The following is a 19,221-nucleotide window of genomic DNA, read 5'->3' on the forward strand; positions in this document are numbered from 1 at the left end:
ACAAACCACTTAAGGAGACGAGGTAGTGTTAAATGAAATTATATAAATCGATTATACTTTCTCTTATCACTTCCATTTTAATACTAGCTATTCCTCATAATACAAATGCAGCGATGTATGTAAGTGCCAATAGTGCGGTATTAATGGAACAGAAATCAGGACGGGTTCTTTATGAAAAAGATGCTAATACCAAAAGAAGAATAGCAAGTATTACAAAAATAATGACTGCTATTCTAGCAATTGAATCAGGAAATTTAGACAAAAAAGTGACCATTAGTGAAAATGCCGTAAAAGCAGAAGGTTCATCCATCTATTTAAAAGCAGGTGAGAAAATTCCTCTGAGAGATTTAGTTTATGGATTAATGCTTCGTTCTGGCAATGATGCTGCTGTAGCGATTGCAGAAAGTGTTGGTGGGAGCTTGGACGGTTTTGTTTATTTAATGAACCAAAAGGCAGAGCAGATCGGAATGAGCAATACACATTTCGAAAATCCACACGGCCTCGATGACCATGAAAATCATTATTCAACAGCATACGATATGGCATTACTGACTCGTTATGCCATGAATAATGATACATATAAAAAAATTGCAGGAACAAAAAATTACAAGTCAGCAAATCCGTCTGAGAAATGGGATCGTGTATGGAAAAATAAAAACCGATTATTAACAGAGCGTTATGAATATTCTACTGGCGGAAAAACAGGGTTTACAAAAAGAGCAAAAAGAACACTTGTCAGTACGGCAAAAAAGGATGGGCTTGAGTTGATTGCCGTGACATTAAATGATCCAGATGATTGGAACGATCATATCAATATGTTTGAAACGTCCTTTAAAAAATATAAATTGGAACAAGTAATTGAAAATGGAAAATTAAAAGAAATAAACAATAATTTTTATAAAAATAAATTATATATAAAACAAGATTATCAATATCCAATTACTGCAGAAGAAAAGAATTTGATTGAAATCGAATATAAGTTGGCAAATGTAAAAGCAGAGTGGAAAAAGGATGAAAAAAAGACTCCAGACATTGTTGGGCAAGTGCAGATCTATTTTGATGATAAAATAGTGGATACGATTCCTATTTATTATCAGCATAATAAGAAAAAAAATAAATCCTTCCTTGAATATTTTAAGCAAATGTTTATCGCCATTAATGGAGTGGGCAGTGATGGTTAATATTATTTGGGTGCTTCTTACTGTCATCGGAATAGTGTTTGCAATGTTTAATGGCACAATGGATGAAGTGAATAAAGCAGTATTTTCGGGAGCAAAGGAAGCTGTAACGATATGTATTGGTTTAATAAGTGTATTAGTTTTTTGGTTGGGAATGATGAAAATTGCTGAACAAGCGGGATTGTTAAAAAAGCTGACCAATTTATTTAAACCTTTTATCGTTAAGTTATTTCCAGAGGTGCCAAAAGATCATCCAGCGATGGGGTATATACTATCGAATATGATGGCAAATTTATTCGGACTAGGCAATGCCGCAACCCCCCTCGGTATTAAAGCGATGGAAGAGCTGAAAAAATTAAATGGCGGAAAAAACACAGCAAGCAATAGTATGATTACCTTTCTGGCAATAAACACATCTAGTGTGACATTAATACCGACCACTGTTATCGCAATTAGAATGAATTATCACGCGGCATCACCAACAGATATTGTTGGCCCGACTTTAATTGCGACTATTTTTTCTGCTATTAGCGGTATCTTAATTGATCGCTTCTTTTATTATAGAAGATTAAAAAAGGGTGAATAAGAATGGAATTTGTTTCACTAATATCATTATGGATGATTCCTTCACTTATTGGTTTTATTCTATTATATGGAACGTATAAGCGGGTTCCCACATATGAAAGCTTTGTAGAAGGTGGGAAAGAAGGAATAAGTATTGCTTTTTCTATTATTCCCTTTTTAATTGGAATGCTAGTGGCTATTTCTGTTTTCCGTGCCTCTGGTGCATTAGAATATTTTATGGGATTTTTAAAGCCGGTATTAACAATTTTAGGAATTCCATCAGAAATAGCTCCTCTAGGAATTATTCGTCCGATTTCTGGTAATGCTGCTCTTGGAATGACGAGCGATTTAATCGCAACATATGGTCCTGACTCCTATATTGGCAGGCTTGCTGCAACCATTCAAGGGAGTACGGATACAACGTTTTATGTGCTTACTGTTTATTTTGGTGCGGTGGGCATTAAAAAAATGGGCGATGCTTTAAAGGTTGGTTTATTAGCTGATTTAGTAGGTTTTATTGTTGCAATCATCGTTGTTACACTGTTTTTTGGAAAATGAACAAATGGTTCTTAATATAAAGTGTTGAACACTACTAAAGCGGTAGTGTTTTTTTATCGTTTTCCTTGAAAATAGGGTTTCGCACACTCTCAATGGATCCGCAGCCGGAATACACTTCGTTTTCCTGCGGGCGGGCGCCGAGCCTCCTCGGAGCAGCTCCTGTGGGGTCTCGCCTGTCCCGCTAATCCCATAGGAGTCTTCGTGTATGCCTGCTGCTCTCAGCTTATCAATTAACTTGTTGGTCTTGTTCGCAGTTAGTTTCAGTGCTTTTGTTCTTTTTCCATATTCTTTATAAAATAATTGATATGAAAAGACTTTCTTTGAAAATTCATGATTTTATGTCATAATTCAAAAGGGTAATATTAAAAAATTTGTTTTTAGCATGTACTCGTTAATTGATCAAAGAAGGCGAAATAAATATAAGCTCTCTTTTTGAAATATTGAATAAAGAATACAAAAAAACAATGGAAAAGCGTAGAGGTGACATAGATGGAAAGATTACAAAAAGTAATTGCACATGCAGGAATTGCATCAAGAAGAAAAGCGGAAGAATTAATAGTAGATGGAAAGGTAAAAGTAAACGGTGTGACCGTAAAAGAGCTAGGTATTAAAGTAACTCCTTCAGATAAGGTAGAAGTGAACGGGATACCTGTTGAAAGAGAAGAACCTGTTTATTTTATTCTATACAAACCAAGAGGCGTTATATCAAGTGTAAATGATGATAAAGGAAGAAAAGTAGTGACAGATTTCTTTTCTGAAATTGACGCAAGAATTTATCCGATTGGCCGCCTTGATTACGATACATCTGGAATAATCTTATTAACAAATGACGGTGAATTCGCCAATGTAATGATGCATCCAAAAGGAGAAGTCGAAAAGGTATATGTTGCAAAGGTAAAAGGTATTCCTTCTCGAGAAAAGCTGAAGCTTTTAGAAAGAGGAATCGTCTTGGAGGACGGCAAAACTGCTCCTGCAAAAGTAAAACTCCTTTCATTAGATAAGAAAAAAGGAACCTCTATTATTGAGTTGAAAATTCATGAAGGAAAAAATCGTCAAGTAAGAAGAATGTTTGAGGCGATTGGAACGCCTGTTATGAAATTAAAACGGGAAAGATATGCATTTTTAAATTTAAGTGGATTACAGCCAGGGGATGCGAGAGAATTAACAGCACATGAAGTGAAATTACTTCGAACAACGGCAAATACAAATAAGAAAAAATAATGAACTTTAAGAGGTTGTTTAAAAAGTCCGGTAAAAATGACACATCGAATTTCTTCGTTGTCTTACTTTTCCGCTTCTCACGTATTAATACCATACGTTCCGATGCTCAAAGTTAAGACGCCTCGAACTTCTCGGTCCTTTTTATCCTCCTTTTTGAACACGCACTTAAAAAAACGTTCATAAAACGTTCACAGATGAATGAATAGGATTACAATATCTACAACATATAAATGATATAATAGTGGCGAAAGTTACTTGGTCGTCTAGGAATTTATCAACGAAATGGGATTATAGATAACTTGGCGGTCGTATCCGCATCTAGGCTTTGACGTATAGGACGAAGACGTAAGGACCGTGGTGCCTGTTTTAGGTCAACGCCTGGGTTGCCCTATGCCTCTAAAAGGAAAAATCTCTTTTTGAGTCATGTGAACATCTTTCTTCGGGGCTGAGCAAGGCGACCCGAGCTTTTCTTATTGGAGGATTAGATGAGAAAGAAACGATTATTGCTTCGAACTGCTGTTTTACTGCTTTTATTTGCTGCAGCTGTTTACACCATTTACGCAAGTGTAACAAATAATCAAGCGGATAAAATTCAAATTGGTCAACAAGCCCCTGATTTTGTGCTTATTGACCAAAAAGGGAAGCAGCAAAAGCTTTCAAATTATAAAGGCCAAGGTATTTTCTTAAACTTTTGGGCTACCTGGTGTAAACCATGTGAAAAGGAAATGCCTTTAATCAATGAATTATATAATCAATATAAACAGCATAAAGTACAGGTATTCTCTATAAATGTCGGAGAATCAACACTCACAGTCAATAGATTTATAGAAGAATATGGTTTAACCTTCCCAACCATGATTGACTCTGATGAATCAGTACAAGAAGCATATGCAATAAATCCACTTCCAGTAACATTTTTGATTGATAAAAATGGGGGAATTATAGATATCTATACTGGAGAATTAACCGAAAAAAAAATTCAAGAAATGATGGAGAAAATAAAACCGTAAACTTTAGGTGAAAAAAATGAAAACAATAGATTGTAGCTGTGGTCATAATAATCCATATGGAACAGAATTATGTGGTGCTTGTGGAAAAAAGTTACTCGTACATGAGACAGAAAATATTGATATGAGATACGAAGGAAGCGCCCGTCGATCACAAACATATAATAAAAATATCATTGATAAAGTATGGAATTTTTTTTCTTCCGTTAAAGTTGGCGTCAGTTTCATTCTGATTGTTTTGTTAGCATCCATCATAGGGACTATTTTACCGCAGGAAATGTATATTCCTGCGGAGATATCAGCATCTGATTACTACAAAGATACCTATGGATGGTTTGGCAGTGTTTATTATTATGTAGGTTTTGCCAATTTGTATCAGTCCTGGTGGTATCTTCTGCTTATTATCGCCTTGAGCTGCTCGTTAGTAATTGCCAGTATAGACAGATTCTTTCCGTTATATCGGGCGCTAAAACAGCAGCGTGTGATTAAACATCCGAGTTTTTATCGTAATCAGCGAATTTTTTTTCGATTGTCCCTTTTAGAGGAGAAGCCCCAATTAGAGGCAAAGCTCGGCCAATTACATTATGATGTCAAAAAGGATAAACAGCATTTATTAGCTGAAAAAGGGCGATTTTCAAGATGGGGTCCTTATATTAATCATCTTGGTTTAATTATTTTTTTATTTGCTGCAATGCTGCGGTTTATACCTGGTTTATATATTAATGAAGTAATGTGGATACGAGATGGACAAACAAAACAAATTCCTGGAACGGCTGGTCAATATTATTTAAAAAATAATCAATTTATAGTGGAAGTATATGATAAAGACAAAGAAAATAAAGTTTTTGAGCAGGCATTAGAGAAAAGAACGGTTATGGCTAAAAACTTTCAAACAAAAGTCACATTATTCCAAGCAGATGCAAATACAATTGCTGGAGAAAAAGCGGCAATGCAAAAATTAAAAGAAGCAACAATTAAAGTGAATAAACCTTTGAAATTCGATGGGTATACTATTTATCAAGGTGATTACAAATTAAATGAGACTTCAAGCATTCGTTATAAAGTCATCGACAAACAAACGAAAACGGAGCTTGATTCGATCCAAATTAATGTAAATAACCCTCAAGATAGCTATACATTAAAAAGTGGACAAACTTTAAGAATTTTGGACTATTATCCGGATGTCATTTTAAATAAAAATGGTCAACCTACTACAAAATCAAAAGTTCCGAATAATCCTGCTTTTGTTTTTGAAATTAGCGTTTCAGATCGACAGGAGAAAGAGCTTTCTTTTGTAACATTAAACCAAACAGTTGCTTCAAATAAAAACAATCAATGGGATATTCAAATAGAAGAGATAAAGACCCAAAATGTATCCGCATTAACGGTGCGTAAAGATCCGATGCTGTATTTCCTGTTTATTGGAGGGATTATCTTTATGATTGGTGTGATACAGGGTTCTTATTGGAATCACCGAAGAATTTGGATACATTGGTCAAATAAGGAACTATGGGTTGCGGCACATACAAATAAAAATTGGTTTGCGTTAAAGCGAGAGTTAAGACTAATTTTTGGAGACAAGATTCATTTAGAATCTGAAGATCATACTACATATCAAAAAAGAACATGAAAGAGGAGGGACTAGATGGTCAACATAAGTAGTAATTTTTTATATGCCGCTTTCCTCCTCTATATGGTTGCAACAGTGTTTTTTGCAGGTGCGATAAAACAAAAAAGAGGGGTGAAAAATAAACCTGTTGCTAAATCAGCGAAAATAGGGATATACGTAACAATACTTGCATTTTTTTGTCATTTTACTTATTTTGTATTAAGATGGGTTGCATCTCGACATGCTCCAGTCAGCAACTTATTTGAATTTATCTGCTTTTTTGCATTAGCTTTAGTTGCTGCCTTTCTATTGTTAAGTAAAATCTATCGAACATCAGCATTAGGTTTGTTTACCTTGCCGCTTGTTATTATAATAATTGCATATGCAAATATGTTTCCAAATGATGTCGCACCTTTAATACCTGCCTTGCAAAGCTCCTGGCTGCAAATTCATGTTATTACAGCCGCACTAGGAGAAGCCATATTATCCATTAGTTTTGCAGCAGCATTTATTTACTTAATAAAAGGAACAAATGAAAACACTTCAAATAAAAGTGCAAAAGGTATTGAAGTGATTATTGTTTTATTTTGCTCGTTGATTGGTTTTATCTTGCTATCTTGCTTTTTTTCCGCCATCGATTATAAGGAATCTATTTATTGGGTTGGAAAAGACGGACAAAAAAATGAAATGGAGTATCATTTACCAGTCATTATCGGTCCAACTGAGAACCAGTTGGCAGCAAAAGGTGATATCAATCCAATTTTAACGGTTCCAGCATCTATAAATAGTAATAAATTAAACAGTGTTTTTTTATCAGTAGCAGTGGGATGTGTCCTTTACCTTCTATTACGGTGTATATTCAGAAAAAGGATTGGCACTGTTTTAAAACCTTTTGTAAAAAATATTTCCCAAGATCTGTTGGATGAAATAAGCTATCGTTCCGTCTTGATTGGTTTTCCCATTTTTACATTGGGGGCATTGATATTTGCGATGATTTGGGCACAAATTGCTTGGTCAAGATTTTGGAATTGGGATCCAAAAGAGGTATGGGCTCTTATTACTTGGTTATTTTATGCTGCTTTTCTTCATTTAAGATTAACAAAGGATTGGCATGGGGAAAAATCTGCATGGCTAGCAGTTATCGGTTTTATCATCATCATGTTTAATTTAATTGCAGTAAATTTATTAATGGTCGGCCTTCATGCATATGCTTAAGATATATGCCAAAAAAATACCGCTAATAAAGCAGATTTGGTTCTTTATTTGCCGCCTTCACGGTTGGAATCTGCAGCATAAAATAGGAGTTTTTTATAGAAAAGCTACTTGAATCATAAAACATGTATCTATGGAGTGTTCTATAGATAGTTTGTATAGGAGGACTTTATGATGGAGAAGGAAATTAAAGTATTAGTAGTGGATGATGAAGAAAGAATTAGACGCTTGCTAAAGATGTATTTGGAAAGAGAAGATTTTATTGTTGATGAAGCTGAAGACGGCGAATCTGCTTTAACGAAGGCATTAGCAGTTGAATATGATGTTATTCTTCTTGATTTAATGATGCCAGGAAAAGATGGAATGGAAGTTTGCAAAGAATTGCGAGAAAAAAAGGCAACACCAGTTATTATGTTGACAGCAAAAGGGGAAGAAATAAATCGAGTACAAGGTTTTGAAGCAGGTACAGATGATTATATTGTTAAACCCTTTAGTCCAAGAGAAGTTGTACTAAGAGTAAAGGCTTTACTTAGAAGATCCATTACAACTACTTTTGTAAAAAACGAGAATGCTTCTAAAGATGTGATTGTCTTCCCATTTTTAACGATTGATCATGATGCTCACCGAGTATTGGCAGATGGGAAAGAAGTAAGCTTAACTCCAAAAGAATATGAGCTTCTTTATTTTCTAGCAAGATCTCCTGATAAAGTTTTTGATCGAGAGCTGTTGTTAAAAGAAGTATGGCATTATGAGTTTTTTGGAGATTTACGAACAGTGGATACGCACGTTAAGAGGCTAAGAGAAAAATTAAACAAAGTGTCAGAGGCGGCTGCAGCAATGATTGTAACAGTTTGGGGAGTAGGGTACAAGTTTGAGGTTAACAATGGATGATGTTTTGGAGAAGTGTAGTATTTAAACTTTGGTTTACTTTTTTACTGCTTATTTCGATTGTATTATTTATTTTAACGGTAATGTTATTGGAGTATTTTCAACAATATCACACAGATCAAACAAAAAAAGGGTTATCTAATACTGCAACAAAAATCGCTGGAATTATGGAGCAGTATGATTCAGACGTTGGGGTAGATATTGCGTGGAATCTCCTCGACCCGTCTACAGGCGCAGCAATTATGAAAACATCTAAGGAAATAGTTGTATCACCTAACACTAGCTCCAATAAGATTTCCACTGAATATTTATTGCAAAACAAAGAACTTTCTGAAGTTTTGACAAAAAGTAAAATAAAAGTAGCAACTGTAAATTCTCCGAAATCTTCTAATGATCAATTAGTTATTGTGGGAGCTCCAATTATAGAGAATGGCAAGGCTGCTGGAGCTGTTTTTATTTATCAATCGATCGATGTATTAAATGAAACGAAAAAATCAACGACTAAATTTATTATATTGGCCGCTGTTGTTGCAGTTATTTTAACTACTATTTTTGCATTTTTTCTTTTAACAAGAATTACTGCTCCGCTACGTAAAATGAGAGAAGCTGCCTTCGAATTAGCAAGAGGAAACTTTGATACAAAAGTCCCGATAATGACACAGGATGAAATTGGAGAATTATCGATTGCTTTTAATGAGATGGCTAAAAGATTAGATTTTAATATAAATGCATTAAGTGAAGAAAAAGAACAGCTCGGCAATATCCTTAGCGGGATGGCTGACGGTGTTATTACTTTTAATAAAAACGGAAGTCTTTTGATTACTAATCCTCCAGCGGAAAAATTTCTACAGCATTGGCATTATGAGCAAGATCATAATAAGTTAGTCGAACAAGTTCCGAGTCAGATAAAAGATTTATTTCATTTAGCCGTTACAACTGGTGATGAACAACTAGATGAAATTAAAGTGCAAGGACGCTATTGGGTTATTATTGTTAGTCCTCTATATAATAATGATCGAATTAGAGGAGCAATTGCTGTTATAAGAGATATGACAGAGGAACGAAAGCTTGATAAACTTCGTATTGATTTCATTGCTAATGTATCTCATGAACTGCGCACACCGATTAGCATGCTGCAAGGATACAGTGAGGCAATTGTTGATGGTATCGCTGAGTCAGAAGAAGAGAAAAAAGAGATGGCCCAAATCATTTATGATGAATCATTAAGAATGGGACGGCTTGTGAATGAACTATTGGATTTAGCTCGTATGGAAGCAGGTCATCTGGAATTAGTAAAAGAAGAGGTTGAGCTGCGTTCCTTTTTACAAAAGGTTGCAAGAAAATTTTATGCGCTAGCAAGAGAAAAACAAATCAATCTCTCTGTTCATCCTATTGAAACGGAGCAGTATTATTCCATGGATCCTGATCGAATGGAACAGGTGCTTACGAATATCATTGATAATTGCTTAAGACATACCCCAGCAAAAGGAAATGTCAGCATTGCTAGTAGAATAGATGAAAATGGAGTATATTGGGAAATAAAAGATACAGGTGTTGGTATTTCAGAAGAAGACTTGCCCTTTGTATTTGAACGTTTTTATAAAGCGGATAAAGCGAGAACTAGAGGAAATTCAGGTACAGGTTTAGGACTGGCCATTGCAAAAAATATAGTTGAGTCACATAAAGGGCAAATAACAGTCCACAGCAAATTTGGGCAAGGTACGACATTTTTTATCTATTTACCTCGAAATAGTGAAATTTATTAGAGAAAGTGCCGATTGTTCTTGATTCATGAGAAACAATTTAACATAATAGAACGTATGGAAGGAGAAATAATTTCCTTCCTTTTTTATTGGAAAAAGAATGATAAATTCAAAATGAACGTAATTTTGAGTATATAATCTGACTGCGGACTACCCAAGAGAGCCAAAGCCACTTTTCTTGGTAGAGAAAAGTATTAAAAAAAATGAAACTATTTTCACTTTTTATACGACTAATTTTACGAACGGGGAGGGGAAGAGATGAACTCCGTTTTTGATGAAATATATAATAAGTATCATCATGACGTTTTTCAATTTTTATTTTATATGGTTCAGCATAAAGAAACGGCTGAAGATTTAGTGCAAGAAGTATATATACGTGTGTTAAAATCTTATCACCGGTTTGAAGGAAAAAGCACCGAAAAAACTTGGTTATTCAGTATTGCGCGCAATGTTGCTATTGATCATTTTCGGAAAAATACTAATCTGAAAAGCAGAGTGATGGAAAAATTTGATTGGTCAAAGCAGCAAATTAAGGCAGATGACTTATTACCAGAAGAGATTACACTGCAATCTGAAGAAGTGCAGTACTTATATAAAGCGTTAAAAAAATGCACGGTCGATCAACGTTCAGTGATTATTATGCGATATATACAGGAACTTTCGATTGCAGAAACAGCGGAATCATTAGGATGGACGGAGAGCAAAGTAAAAACAACACAGCATCGGGCATTGAAGGCATTAAGAAAGCAGATGGAGAACACTTGCCGAGAGGAGGATACCAGTGAAAAAATCAAAATGGAACGATGAACAATTAGAAGGTTTAATAAAACAACTTCCTAAAGTAAAGGATAATCGACATCCGTCTACAATAAAAATGTGTGTTGAGGCAAAACAAAAGAAACAACTAAAACGACATTGGATCATACCTACTGTTGCAACATTGTGTTCGCTGTTTCTTTTTATTATCATTGTGAATAGTGTAATGAATAATGGAACAAGCATAAATGAGGAAAAGTCGAGCCTGCATGATCGGAATATGTTTGCCTTAATAAACACGGGTGATGATATACAAAAATCAGAAAATAAACAAGAAGCTAATTTTGCAGATAAGCTCGATGTTAGTATGGAAACAAACGTAATTTATCCAGAAGATATAAATGGAAAGGAAATTTTGACGTATCCAATTCCAGATAAAAATCTGCAAGTGGTAGTACCTGTTAGTGTTTTGGTGGATAAGGAATTAAACAGCACTAAATTTGATTTATATAAAGATCTTATGAACAAGTTAACAGAGGAAAAATGGGGGCTGATGGATTATTATCCTGTGAAGGCAGATTTATCTTTTGATGCCAATAAAAAAGAAGTACATGCAACTGTAACAAAGGATCCATCCGTTTTTCCATCGAATGGTGATAATTTTTATTACGCAATCATACAGGAACAAATGAAAGAAGTTAATGCAAAAAAAGTTTTGTTTTCCACGAATAATCAACCAGGGATTAACTTTGGCAATTTTGGAAAGGTAACATTTATTAATTACCGACAATTAGAAAAAAGAGGGTATTTCCTGTTTGATGCAGGGGAAGAACGAAAGAACGCTTATTATGTTCCTTCATTAGATTCCTATGAATCGATTGAGATGGCTTTTCATGATATGCAAAAAGATAATAAAGTATTAGGACTTTCTGCTTCTCTTCCTGATACTATTCACTTTGAAAAGATCGTTTCTAATCCATCAAAAAATCAATTGATTGTTGCATTAACAAAAGATAGTAAGTTAGAAGAAAATAATCGTACCTTACAAGCGATTGAATCCATTTTGTTAACGGCAAAAGATTTTCATTTTTCTACCGTCAAATTTGAAAATGCAAATATAAAACAAATAGGAAGATTTACATTAACCAAAGAAGTAAGTGTACCCGTTGCTGCGAATAAAAGAGATATTCATTAATATACTAAACTGTTCCATACTAGCACCAACCAGTCTAGAAGCATAGAAAGTTGAAATAACTTTCATGCATATAGAAAAGGTGATAAGGTCTTCCATTGGAACAGTTTTTTTAATCTAAAAAACCAAGCACAAGCAGCACTACATCCAATAGAAAAAATAAATTATTCCACTTTATCATGTAATGCACGCTCAAATAAATCCGCAGCCAGCATACACGAAGACACCCATGCAAACAAATTCACACCATGACACATGAAAAGAAGCAGATTTCTTAAATTTATAAGCAGTTAGCAGCCGGAATACATGAATACTCCCGTGGAAAAGCAAAGTGTATTCCACCTGAGGAACCCTTTTTTTAGGGCAGACCCCCATGCAAACAAAATTTACACCAGGCCGCACGAAAAGAAGCAGCATCCATTTTTTTTATCTAAGCTTGAAACAGGGAGCAGTCAGAATACACGAAGACTCCTGTGGGAATTGTGAGACAGGTGAGACCCCGCAGGCGCAAGCGCCGAGGAGGCTCACCGCTCGCCCCATGGAAAGCGAAGTGTATTCTGACTGCGGACTATTCGAGACAGCCAAGGCTTTTTTCAGGATAGCCTGTTAAAAAGCAATCTAATTATTATATAAAATAAGGAGGAATAAACAATGAGTAAAACATTTGTATTAGCCCCAGATTCATTTAAAGGAAGCATGACAGCGAAAGAAGTTTGTATAGCAATGGAAACAGGCATAAAAAAAGCAGATCCTTATGCTAAATGTATCCACGCTCCAATGGCAGATGGAGGAGAAGGAACAGTACAATCATTAATAGATGCTACAGGTGGAAAATTAATCTATACAGAAGTTACAGGACCTTTAGGCGAGAAGGTAAACGCTAAATTTGGAATATTGGGAGACGAAAAAACAGCAGTAATTGAAATGGCTGAGGCAAGTGGTATTCAATATGTTAATGAGCAAACAAAAAATCCACTGCTTACAACCAGTTATGGAACAGGCGAACTAATAAAAGAATGTTTAAATAAAGGACTAAAAAAAATCATTATCGGCGTTGGAGGAAGCGCTACCAATGATGGTGGAGCAGGAATGGCTGAGGCGCTTGGTGTTAAGTTTATCGATAGAGATGGAAAGATTTTGCAAAGAGGCGGAGGTTCATTGGATGAGTTGGGAAAAATAGACTTGTCAAACATCGATTTACGCTTAAAAGAAACGGAAATTTTTGTTGCTTGTGATGTAACAAATCCTTTATGTGGTGCAACAGGAGCATCTTATGTTTTTGGACCGCAAAAAGGAGCAACAAACGAAATGATCAGACTATTAGATAACAACTTGGAACATTATGCTAAAGTAGTAAAAGAGCAGTTAAATAAAGAGGTGAAGAATCTTCCAGGAGCAGGTGCGGCAGGGGGATTAGGTGCAGGGTTAATGATTTTTACGAAAGCAGTCTTAAAAAATGGCATTGATCTTGTTGTAGAATATTCTAATTTAAGAGATAAAATAAAACATGCAGATTATGTGATAACTGGGGAGGGAGGAATAGATTTTCAAACACAATTTGGAAAAACTCCATATGGTGTTGCAAAAGTTGCAAAAGAACAAAATATAAAAGTAATTGCTATTGCGGGCTTCATTGGAGAAGGGATAGATATCCTCTATGAAAAAGGAATTGATGCTATCTTTGGAATTATTCCAAAAGCGGATCAGTTGGACAGTCTGCTAAGTGAAGGCAGACAAAATGTGGAGAGAACATGTGAAAATATTGCTCGAGTGTTATTATTCTAATGTTCTTTCACTCGTACTGAAAATAATCCTATATGGATGGAGTTATGGCAAACAACAGTCAGCTAGTAAAGATTCTGTGTATAGTTTTTTAAACAATTGAAATAATAAACTTAGTCCTAGTCAGAGTATATAAAACACAGAATTTTTATTTTTTGTTCTAACTTTATATGTCTGAACATAAGGTGTGAGGAAGACTAAGGACAACAAGCAGATAATATGATTTTTGTTATTTCGAAATAACTTAATTTCATTTTTTTTACGAATTAAGAGAGAATAGCGGAGAAAATTAAGATAGGATTATATATGAAACAAGACTAAATTTGATAAGGAGGAGCAAATGGGAGACTACATCAGGAGACTGTTAATAGCAGCTATTATGCTTCTATTTATAAGTCTGTTATTTTTAGGTGGAAGACAATCTGAAGCGAGTTCATTCTCGATCTCAGAACGCACAAAGGATTGGATATGGCCGAGTGAAGGAGTTATATCTGATTTATATAATACAAGAAATGGACATCATAAAGGGATTGATATCGCAGGAGACGTCGGTTCCCCAATTTACGCGGTTGACGACGGCATAGTGACAAAATCGTATCTTTCACAATCATATGGGAATGTCATTTTTGTCAAGCATCATAATGGAATGGAAACGGTATATGCTCATTTATGTGAACGTGTTGTAAAGAAAAAAGAAATAGTAGAGAAAGGAGAAATCATTGGAAAGATGGGTAATACGGGAGATTCTACAGGTGTTCATTTGCATTTTGAAGTACATAATAAAAAGTGGACGGCATCGAAAGAAAATGCTGTTAACCCAATTGTAGCATTGGGAAAAGTAGTGGTCGGACAGACAGTACAAGTTAATCAAAAGAAAAGAGCCACAATAGCCTCCTACAAAAAATGATGAATACATAATTGGAAAGAAAAAAGAAGAGTAAACATAATTCGAAAATAGTATATGCAAGGAGAATCAGTTCAGGATTTCTAGTGTTTGAATTACTCGCTTGCTTCTATTCATAGCCTGAAGTCTCTCTGCAAATACTATTTTGTCTTCACACTTAAAACCATTTCACTAGAAAATGGTTTATTTTACATTTGCCCTTTTTTTTGTAATAGAAAAAATTTCAAAAAAAATTAATAACCTAGTTGACAACTATGAATAGTTTGGATTAATCTTAATGAAAGAAAATAAACAACTAGTAAATGCTAATTAGACAAACTAAAGGCATATTACCAACTATTATGGTGATATGTCTTTTTTTATGGCATTTAACTAGTAATTTCATAAAAATAGGGGGAATTAAAAATGAAAAAGAGCATTATTTTATTATTATCACTTGTTTTGCTAACGGGAATTTTATCAGCATGTGGAAAAGCAGAAGACACATCTTCGAAAGCAAATAAAGATAGTATAGAGTTATTAAATGTATCTTATGATCCAACTAGAGAACTTTACCAAGAATTTAATAAAGCATTTGCGAAGAATTGGAAAGAAGAAACTGGACAAACAGTTACTATTAAACAATCACATGGTGGATCTGGAAAGCAAGGACGAGCGGTAATAGATGGGTTAGAAGCAGATGTTGTCACTTTAGCACTTGCATATGATATTGATGAAATATCGAAAACCGCAAATCTTTTAGATAAAGACTGGCAGAAACGTTTACCAGACAATTCTACACCTTATACTTCTACAATTGTTTTTCTTGTGAAAAAAGGAAATCCTAAAGGAATTAAAGATTGGAATGACTTAACTAAAAAAGATGTATCTGTTATAACACCAAATCCGAAAACATCAGGTGGAGCAAGATGGAATTACTTGGCAGCTTGGGCTTATGCAGATAAATTATACGGTGGAGATGAAGCGAAAGTACAAGACTTCATAAAAAAACTTTATCAAAATGTAGAAGTTTTAGATTCTGGTGCAAGGGGTTCAACAACGACTTTTGTGGAAAGAGGAATAGGGGATGTACTTATTGCCTGGGAAAATGAAGCATATTTAACGTTAAAAGAATTTGGAGCAGATAAATTTGAAATCGTAAATCCGTCTCTAAGTATTTTAGCAGAACCACCTGTTTCAGTTGTAGATAAAGTGGTTGATAAAAAAGGTACCAAAAAAGTTGCAGAAGCTTATTTGAACTATTTGTATACAGATGAAGGGCAGGAAATAGCAGCAAAAAATTTCTATCGTCCACGAAATGAAGACGTATTAAAAAAATACAAAGATCAATTTGCTGATATTCAATTAGTAACAGTGGATGGAGAATTTGGCGGCTGGAAAAAGGCGCAGGAAACCCATTTTAATGATGGTGGAACATTTGATAAAATTTATCAACCAAAGTAAGTAGAAAAGATAAAAAAGTTGGTGTGAAATGGCACAATATGTAATAAAAAATAAACAAAAAAGAAAATCACATATTCCAGGTTTTGGATTCACGTTAGGATTCACCTTAATTTATTTATCTTTAATCGTGCTAATTCCATTATCGATGATATTTTTACATTCCTTTTCAAACGGTTTTAGCGAATTTTGGAGCATTGTTACAGAAAAACGTGTATTGGCATCGTATAAACTGAGCTTTTTAACAGCATTTACAGCAGCGTTCATTAATGCCATTTTTGGATTATTAATAGCTTGGGTGTTAACAAGATATCAATTTCCAGGAAAAAGAATAATAGATGGTTTGGTAGATTTGCCATTTGCCTTGCCGACTGCTGTAGCAGGCATCACATTAACGACACTTTATGCCAGTAATGGCTGGATTGGCCAATTTTTCAACTTTAGAATTGCTTTTACTCCAATTGGCATTATTATCGCATTAGTTTTTATTGGATTGCCGTTTGTTGTAAGAATGGTTCAGCCAGTATTGGAAAATATGGAAGCAGAAGTAGAAGAAGCTTCGGCAGCATTAGGAGCTGATAGATTTCAAACCTTCTTCAAAGTGATTTTGCCGGAGTTAATTCCGGCAATCTTAACTGGTTTTGCTCTTTCTTTTGCCAGGGCTTTAGGAGAATATGGGTCTGTCGTGTTTATATCTGGAAATATGCCGTTTAAGACAGAAATATCGCCGTTAATTATTATGACGAAGCTAGAGCAATATGATTATAAAGGTGCCACTGCAGTTGCAGCAGGAATGCTTATCTTTACGTTTATCATTTTGTTTTGTATTAATTTTCTTCAATGGTGGAGCAATCGGAAATATTTAAGCAAATAGAGGGGATAAGGAATGGATGCAAATGTACAACTTTCTACAAAGTCAGTAAGGAATACTGCAGGAGTAAAAAAAGACCCTGTCTATATAAAGTGGCTGTTAATAACGATTGTTCTCCTATTTTTAAGTCTGTTTTTAGTCGTTCCATTAGCGGCCATCTTTATAAAAGCATTTGATAAAGGAATTTCGGTATATGTAGAAGCGATATCAAATCCAGATTCACTTGCAGCGATAAAATTAACCTTTTTAGTTGTTCTTATTACTATACCGATTAATACCATTTTCGGAGTAATTGCAGCATGGGCTATCACAAAATACCAGTTTAAAGGAAAAAATCTGCTTTTAACATTAATGGATTTGCCGTTTGCTGTATCACCGGTTATTGCAGGATTAATTTTTGTTTTATTATTTGGTCTTCACGGTTTATTTGGACCATTTTTAATGGAGCATAATATAAAAATCATTTTTGCTGTTCCTGGTATTGTATTGGCAACACTTTTTGTTACATTCCCATTTATTGCACGGGAATTAATTCCTGTCATGCAAAATCAAGGTAGTTCAGAAGAAGAAGCATCGATTATATTAGGGGCTAGTGGAATAAAAACTTTTTTTTATGTGACGCTTCCCAATATAAAATGGGCTCTCATTTATGGGATTATTTTAGCGAATGCAAGAACAATTGGAGAGTTTGGAGCAGTTTCCGTTGTTTCCGGCCATATACGAGGCATGACAAATACGATGCCCTTGCATATAGAGATTTTATATAATGAGTATCAATTCTCTGCTTCATTTGCGGTTGCATCTCTTATGTCTATTTTTGCGATTATCACATTAATTATAAAAAGTTTAATTGAATCGAAAACAGAGAAACTTCCATCTAAGCACTAGGAGGGGTAAGTTTGAGCATTACAATTCAAGATATTTCAAAAAACTATGGAAGTTATGAAGCACTTAAAAATATTAACCTAGAAGTGAATACAGGTGAACTTGTCGCCTTATTAGGTCCATCAGGTTCAGGTAAGACTTCGCTGCTTCGTATTATTGCAGGATTAGAATATCAAGATAACGGCGGTATTTATATCCATAATGAAAATTTTTCTGATAAACATGTAAAGGACAGAAACGTCGGATTTGTTTTCCAGCATTATGCACTATTTCGCCATATGACGATATTTGAAAATGTTGCTTATGGATTAAAAGTTAAGCCGAAAAAAGCAAGAAAATCAAAAAAAGAAATAATAGAGAAAGTGAATGAATTATTGGATCTTGTTAAATTAAGCCACTATGCATCCAGATATCCTTCTCAGCTGTCTGGAGGACAAAGGCAGCGTGTAGCCTTAGCAAGAGCCCTTGCAGTGGAACCGAATATTTTATTGCTAGATGAACCATTTGGAGCTTTAGATGCGAAGGTTCGCAAGGAATTAAGAAGATGGCTGAGAAAATTACATGACGAATACAATATTACTAGTATTTTTGTAACACATGACCAAGAAGAAGCTTTAGATGTTGCAGATAGAGTTGTAATAATGAACGAAGGAAAGATTGAACAAATCGGTACACCAGAAGAAGTCTATGAATCTCCAGCTAATTCTTTTGTTTATGACTTCTTAGGAAGTGTGAATATATTTCAAGGGCGAATAGAGAAAGGGAAATTATCTTCAGGAGATGCACAGTTCGAAATACCACCTTCTATTACAGGTGGAAATGGAGTAGGTTATGTAAGACCGCATAATTTTATTATCGAACATAAATATTCTGATAGCAGCTCTATTGAGACTATTATTCAACATATTCAAAAAGTGGGAAGTGTTGTTCGTTTAGAAGTGGAAAGAACGGATTTAAAGGAAAGTTTAGAAATAGAGCTAACAAAGGAACAATTTAATGCTTTGCAAGTAGAAAAAGGAGACTTGGTGTATGTCAGACCAAGGGAAATAAAAGTCTTCTAAAAGAAAATCTATAAATAAAATCATCAGAAAAAAACACGAGGGTGAAAAAGCATCCTCGTGTTTTTAATGCAGCTCTTATTGACAAAAGCCCATTTTCATAAACTTTGCTGCTAACAAACAAATAAATAAATTGATTTCCATTCGATGAAGCCCCCCTCACTGCCCGCCCCATGGAAAGCGAAGTGAATTCCGGCTGCGGACTATTCGAGGGAGCCAAAGCCTCTTTTCAAGGTAGACACTTATGCAAAAAAAAATTTGCACCATGTCGTATGAAAAGAAGCGCGGCAACTCATTTTTTATGATCAAAGTTTGAAGCAGGTAGCAGTCAAA

17 protein-coding genes are annotated in these 19,221 nt (G+C 34.8%); all 17 read left to right on the top strand.

Translation table 11 applies throughout. The features are described 5' to 3' along the window. The first annotated feature begins 32 nt into the window (after positions 1 to 32). Positions 33 to 1,181 carry a D-alanyl-D-alanine carboxypeptidase family protein gene (locus tag AC5LWL_RS10530; protein WP_493434266.1) on the top strand — a complete coding sequence of 383 codons (1,149 nt, stop codon included), beginning with the start codon at positions 33 to 35 and terminating at the stop codon, positions 1,179 to 1,181. Beyond that, positions 1,174 to 1,764 carry a nucleoside recognition domain-containing protein gene (locus tag AC5LWL_RS10535; RefSeq protein ID WP_493434267.1) on the top strand — a complete coding sequence of 197 codons (591 nt, stop codon included), beginning with the start codon at positions 1,174 to 1,176 and terminating at the stop codon, positions 1,762 to 1,764. Before AC5LWL_RS10530 ends, AC5LWL_RS10535 begins: the two co-directional genes overlap by 8 nt. A gap of 2 nt (positions 1,765 to 1,766) precedes the next feature. After that, positions 1,767 to 2,300, top strand: coding sequence for a spore maturation protein (locus AC5LWL_RS10540; RefSeq protein WP_493434268.1), 534 nt, complete (start codon positions 1,767 to 1,769; stop codon positions 2,298 to 2,300). A gap of 489 nt (positions 2,301 to 2,789) precedes the next feature. Next, a complete protein-coding gene (gene rluB, locus AC5LWL_RS10545; protein WP_493434269.1) occupies positions 2,790 to 3,521 on the top strand; it encodes a 23S rRNA pseudouridine(2605) synthase RluB in 732 nt (243 codons plus the stop codon). A 485-nt stretch (positions 3,522 to 4,006) separates the two neighbouring features. Further along, positions 4,007 to 4,531, top strand: a complete 525-nt coding sequence (gene resA, locus AC5LWL_RS10550) for a thiol-disulfide oxidoreductase ResA (protein ID WP_493434270.1) — start codon at positions 4,007 to 4,009, stop codon at positions 4,529 to 4,531. A gap of 16 nt (positions 4,532 to 4,547) precedes the next feature. Further along, positions 4,548 to 6,158 carry a cytochrome c biogenesis protein ResB gene (resB, locus tag AC5LWL_RS10555; protein ID WP_493434271.1) on the top strand — a complete coding sequence of 537 codons (1,611 nt, stop codon included), beginning with the start codon at positions 4,548 to 4,550 and terminating at the stop codon, positions 6,156 to 6,158. Between the two features lie 15 nt (positions 6,159 to 6,173). Continuing rightward, on the top strand, positions 6,174 to 7,352 hold the full coding sequence (gene ccsB / locus AC5LWL_RS10560) for a c-type cytochrome biogenesis protein CcsB (RefSeq protein WP_493434272.1): 1,179 nt from the start codon (positions 6,174 to 6,176) through the stop codon (positions 7,350 to 7,352). 171 nt (positions 7,353 to 7,523) lie between these two features. Continuing rightward, positions 7,524 to 8,240, top strand: a complete 717-nt coding sequence (locus tag AC5LWL_RS10565; protein WP_493436594.1) for a response regulator transcription factor — start codon at positions 7,524 to 7,526, stop codon at positions 8,238 to 8,240. Then, the gene (locus AC5LWL_RS10570; protein ID WP_493434273.1) at positions 8,237 to 10,003 is read left to right on the top strand and encodes an ATP-binding protein; all 1,767 of its coding nucleotides are present in this window, start codon (positions 8,237 to 8,239) and stop codon (positions 10,001 to 10,003) included. Before AC5LWL_RS10565 ends, AC5LWL_RS10570 begins: the two co-directional genes overlap by 4 nt. 255 nt (positions 10,004 to 10,258) lie before the next feature. After that, positions 10,259 to 10,807 (top strand): RNA polymerase sigma factor SigX, encoded by a 549-nt coding sequence (gene sigX, locus AC5LWL_RS10575; RefSeq protein ID WP_493434274.1) that lies wholly within the window; start codon positions 10,259 to 10,261, stop codon positions 10,805 to 10,807. Then, entirely contained in the window at positions 10,782 to 11,951 is a 1,170-nt protein-coding gene (locus AC5LWL_RS10580) for an RsiX family anti-sigma factor (protein ID WP_493434275.1), read from the top strand. The genes sigX and AC5LWL_RS10580 overlap by 26 nt, the downstream gene beginning before the upstream one ends. A 648-nt stretch (positions 11,952 to 12,599) precedes the next feature. Continuing rightward, complete coding sequence (locus AC5LWL_RS10585) at positions 12,600 to 13,733, top strand: glycerate kinase family protein (protein WP_493434276.1); 1,134 nt, start codon at positions 12,600 to 12,602, stop codon at positions 13,731 to 13,733. Positions 13,734 to 14,070: 337 nt separating this feature from the next. Beyond that, the gene (locus tag AC5LWL_RS10590; protein WP_493434277.1) at positions 14,071 to 14,637 is read left to right on the top strand and encodes a M23 family metallopeptidase; all 567 of its coding nucleotides are present in this window, start codon (positions 14,071 to 14,073) and stop codon (positions 14,635 to 14,637) included. Positions 14,638 to 15,039: 402 nt separating this feature from the next. Continuing rightward, positions 15,040 to 16,077 carry a sulfate ABC transporter substrate-binding protein gene (locus AC5LWL_RS10595; protein WP_493434278.1) on the top strand — a complete coding sequence of 346 codons (1,038 nt, stop codon included), beginning with the start codon at positions 15,040 to 15,042 and terminating at the stop codon, positions 16,075 to 16,077. A 28-nt stretch (positions 16,078 to 16,105) separates the two neighbouring features. Continuing rightward, positions 16,106 to 16,948: a sulfate ABC transporter permease subunit CysT gene (gene cysT, locus AC5LWL_RS10600; RefSeq protein WP_493434279.1), complete on the top strand. Its 843-nt coding sequence runs from the start codon at positions 16,106 to 16,108 to the stop codon at positions 16,946 to 16,948. Positions 16,949 to 16,960: 12 nt separating this feature from the next. Beyond that, on the top strand, positions 16,961 to 17,833 hold the full coding sequence (gene cysW, locus AC5LWL_RS10605) for a sulfate ABC transporter permease subunit CysW (protein ID WP_493434280.1): 873 nt from the start codon (positions 16,961 to 16,963) through the stop codon (positions 17,831 to 17,833). Positions 17,834 to 17,844: 11 nt separating this feature from the next. Next, positions 17,845 to 18,891: a sulfate/molybdate ABC transporter ATP-binding protein gene (locus AC5LWL_RS10610; RefSeq protein ID WP_493434281.1), complete on the top strand. Its 1,047-nt coding sequence runs from the start codon at positions 17,845 to 17,847 to the stop codon at positions 18,889 to 18,891. Positions 18,892 to 19,221 lie beyond the last annotated feature (330 nt).

This window comes from Niallia sp. WK069_GA_01 (assembly GCF_983173855.1).

Bases quoted from the DNA above. Each gene is read 5' to 3' on its own strand.
- AC5LWL_RS10530 (WP_493434266.1), top strand. From the start codon at position 33: ATGAAATTATATAAATCGATTATACTTTCTCTTATCACTTCCATTTTA.
- AC5LWL_RS10535 (WP_493434267.1), top strand. From the start codon at position 1,174: ATGGTTAATATTATTTGGGTGCTTCTTACTGTCATCGGAATAGTGTTT.
- AC5LWL_RS10540 (WP_493434268.1), top strand. From the start codon at position 1,767: ATGGAATTTGTTTCACTAATATCATTATGGATGATTCCTTCACTTATT.
- rluB (WP_493434269.1), top strand. From the start codon at position 2,790: ATGGAAAGATTACAAAAAGTAATTGCACATGCAGGAATTGCATCAAGA.
- resA (WP_493434270.1), top strand. From the start codon at position 4,007: ATGAGAAAGAAACGATTATTGCTTCGAACTGCTGTTTTACTGCTTTTA.
- resB (WP_493434271.1), top strand. From the start codon at position 4,548: ATGAAAACAATAGATTGTAGCTGTGGTCATAATAATCCATATGGAACA.
- ccsB (WP_493434272.1), top strand. From the start codon at position 6,174: ATGGTCAACATAAGTAGTAATTTTTTATATGCCGCTTTCCTCCTCTAT.
- AC5LWL_RS10565 (WP_493436594.1), top strand. From the start codon at position 7,524: ATGGAGAAGGAAATTAAAGTATTAGTAGTGGATGATGAAGAAAGAATT.
- AC5LWL_RS10570 (WP_493434273.1), top strand. From the start codon at position 8,237: ATGATGTTTTGGAGAAGTGTAGTATTTAAACTTTGGTTTACTTTTTTA.
- sigX (WP_493434274.1), top strand. From the start codon at position 10,259: ATGAACTCCGTTTTTGATGAAATATATAATAAGTATCATCATGACGTT.
- AC5LWL_RS10585 (WP_493434276.1), top strand. From the start codon at position 12,600: ATGAGTAAAACATTTGTATTAGCCCCAGATTCATTTAAAGGAAGCATG.
- AC5LWL_RS10590 (WP_493434277.1), top strand. From the start codon at position 14,071: ATGGGAGACTACATCAGGAGACTGTTAATAGCAGCTATTATGCTTCTA.
- AC5LWL_RS10595 (WP_493434278.1), top strand. From the start codon at position 15,040: ATGAAAAAGAGCATTATTTTATTATTATCACTTGTTTTGCTAACGGGA.
- cysT (WP_493434279.1), top strand. From the start codon at position 16,106: ATGGCACAATATGTAATAAAAAATAAACAAAAAAGAAAATCACATATT.
- cysW (WP_493434280.1), top strand. From the start codon at position 16,961: ATGGATGCAAATGTACAACTTTCTACAAAGTCAGTAAGGAATACTGCA.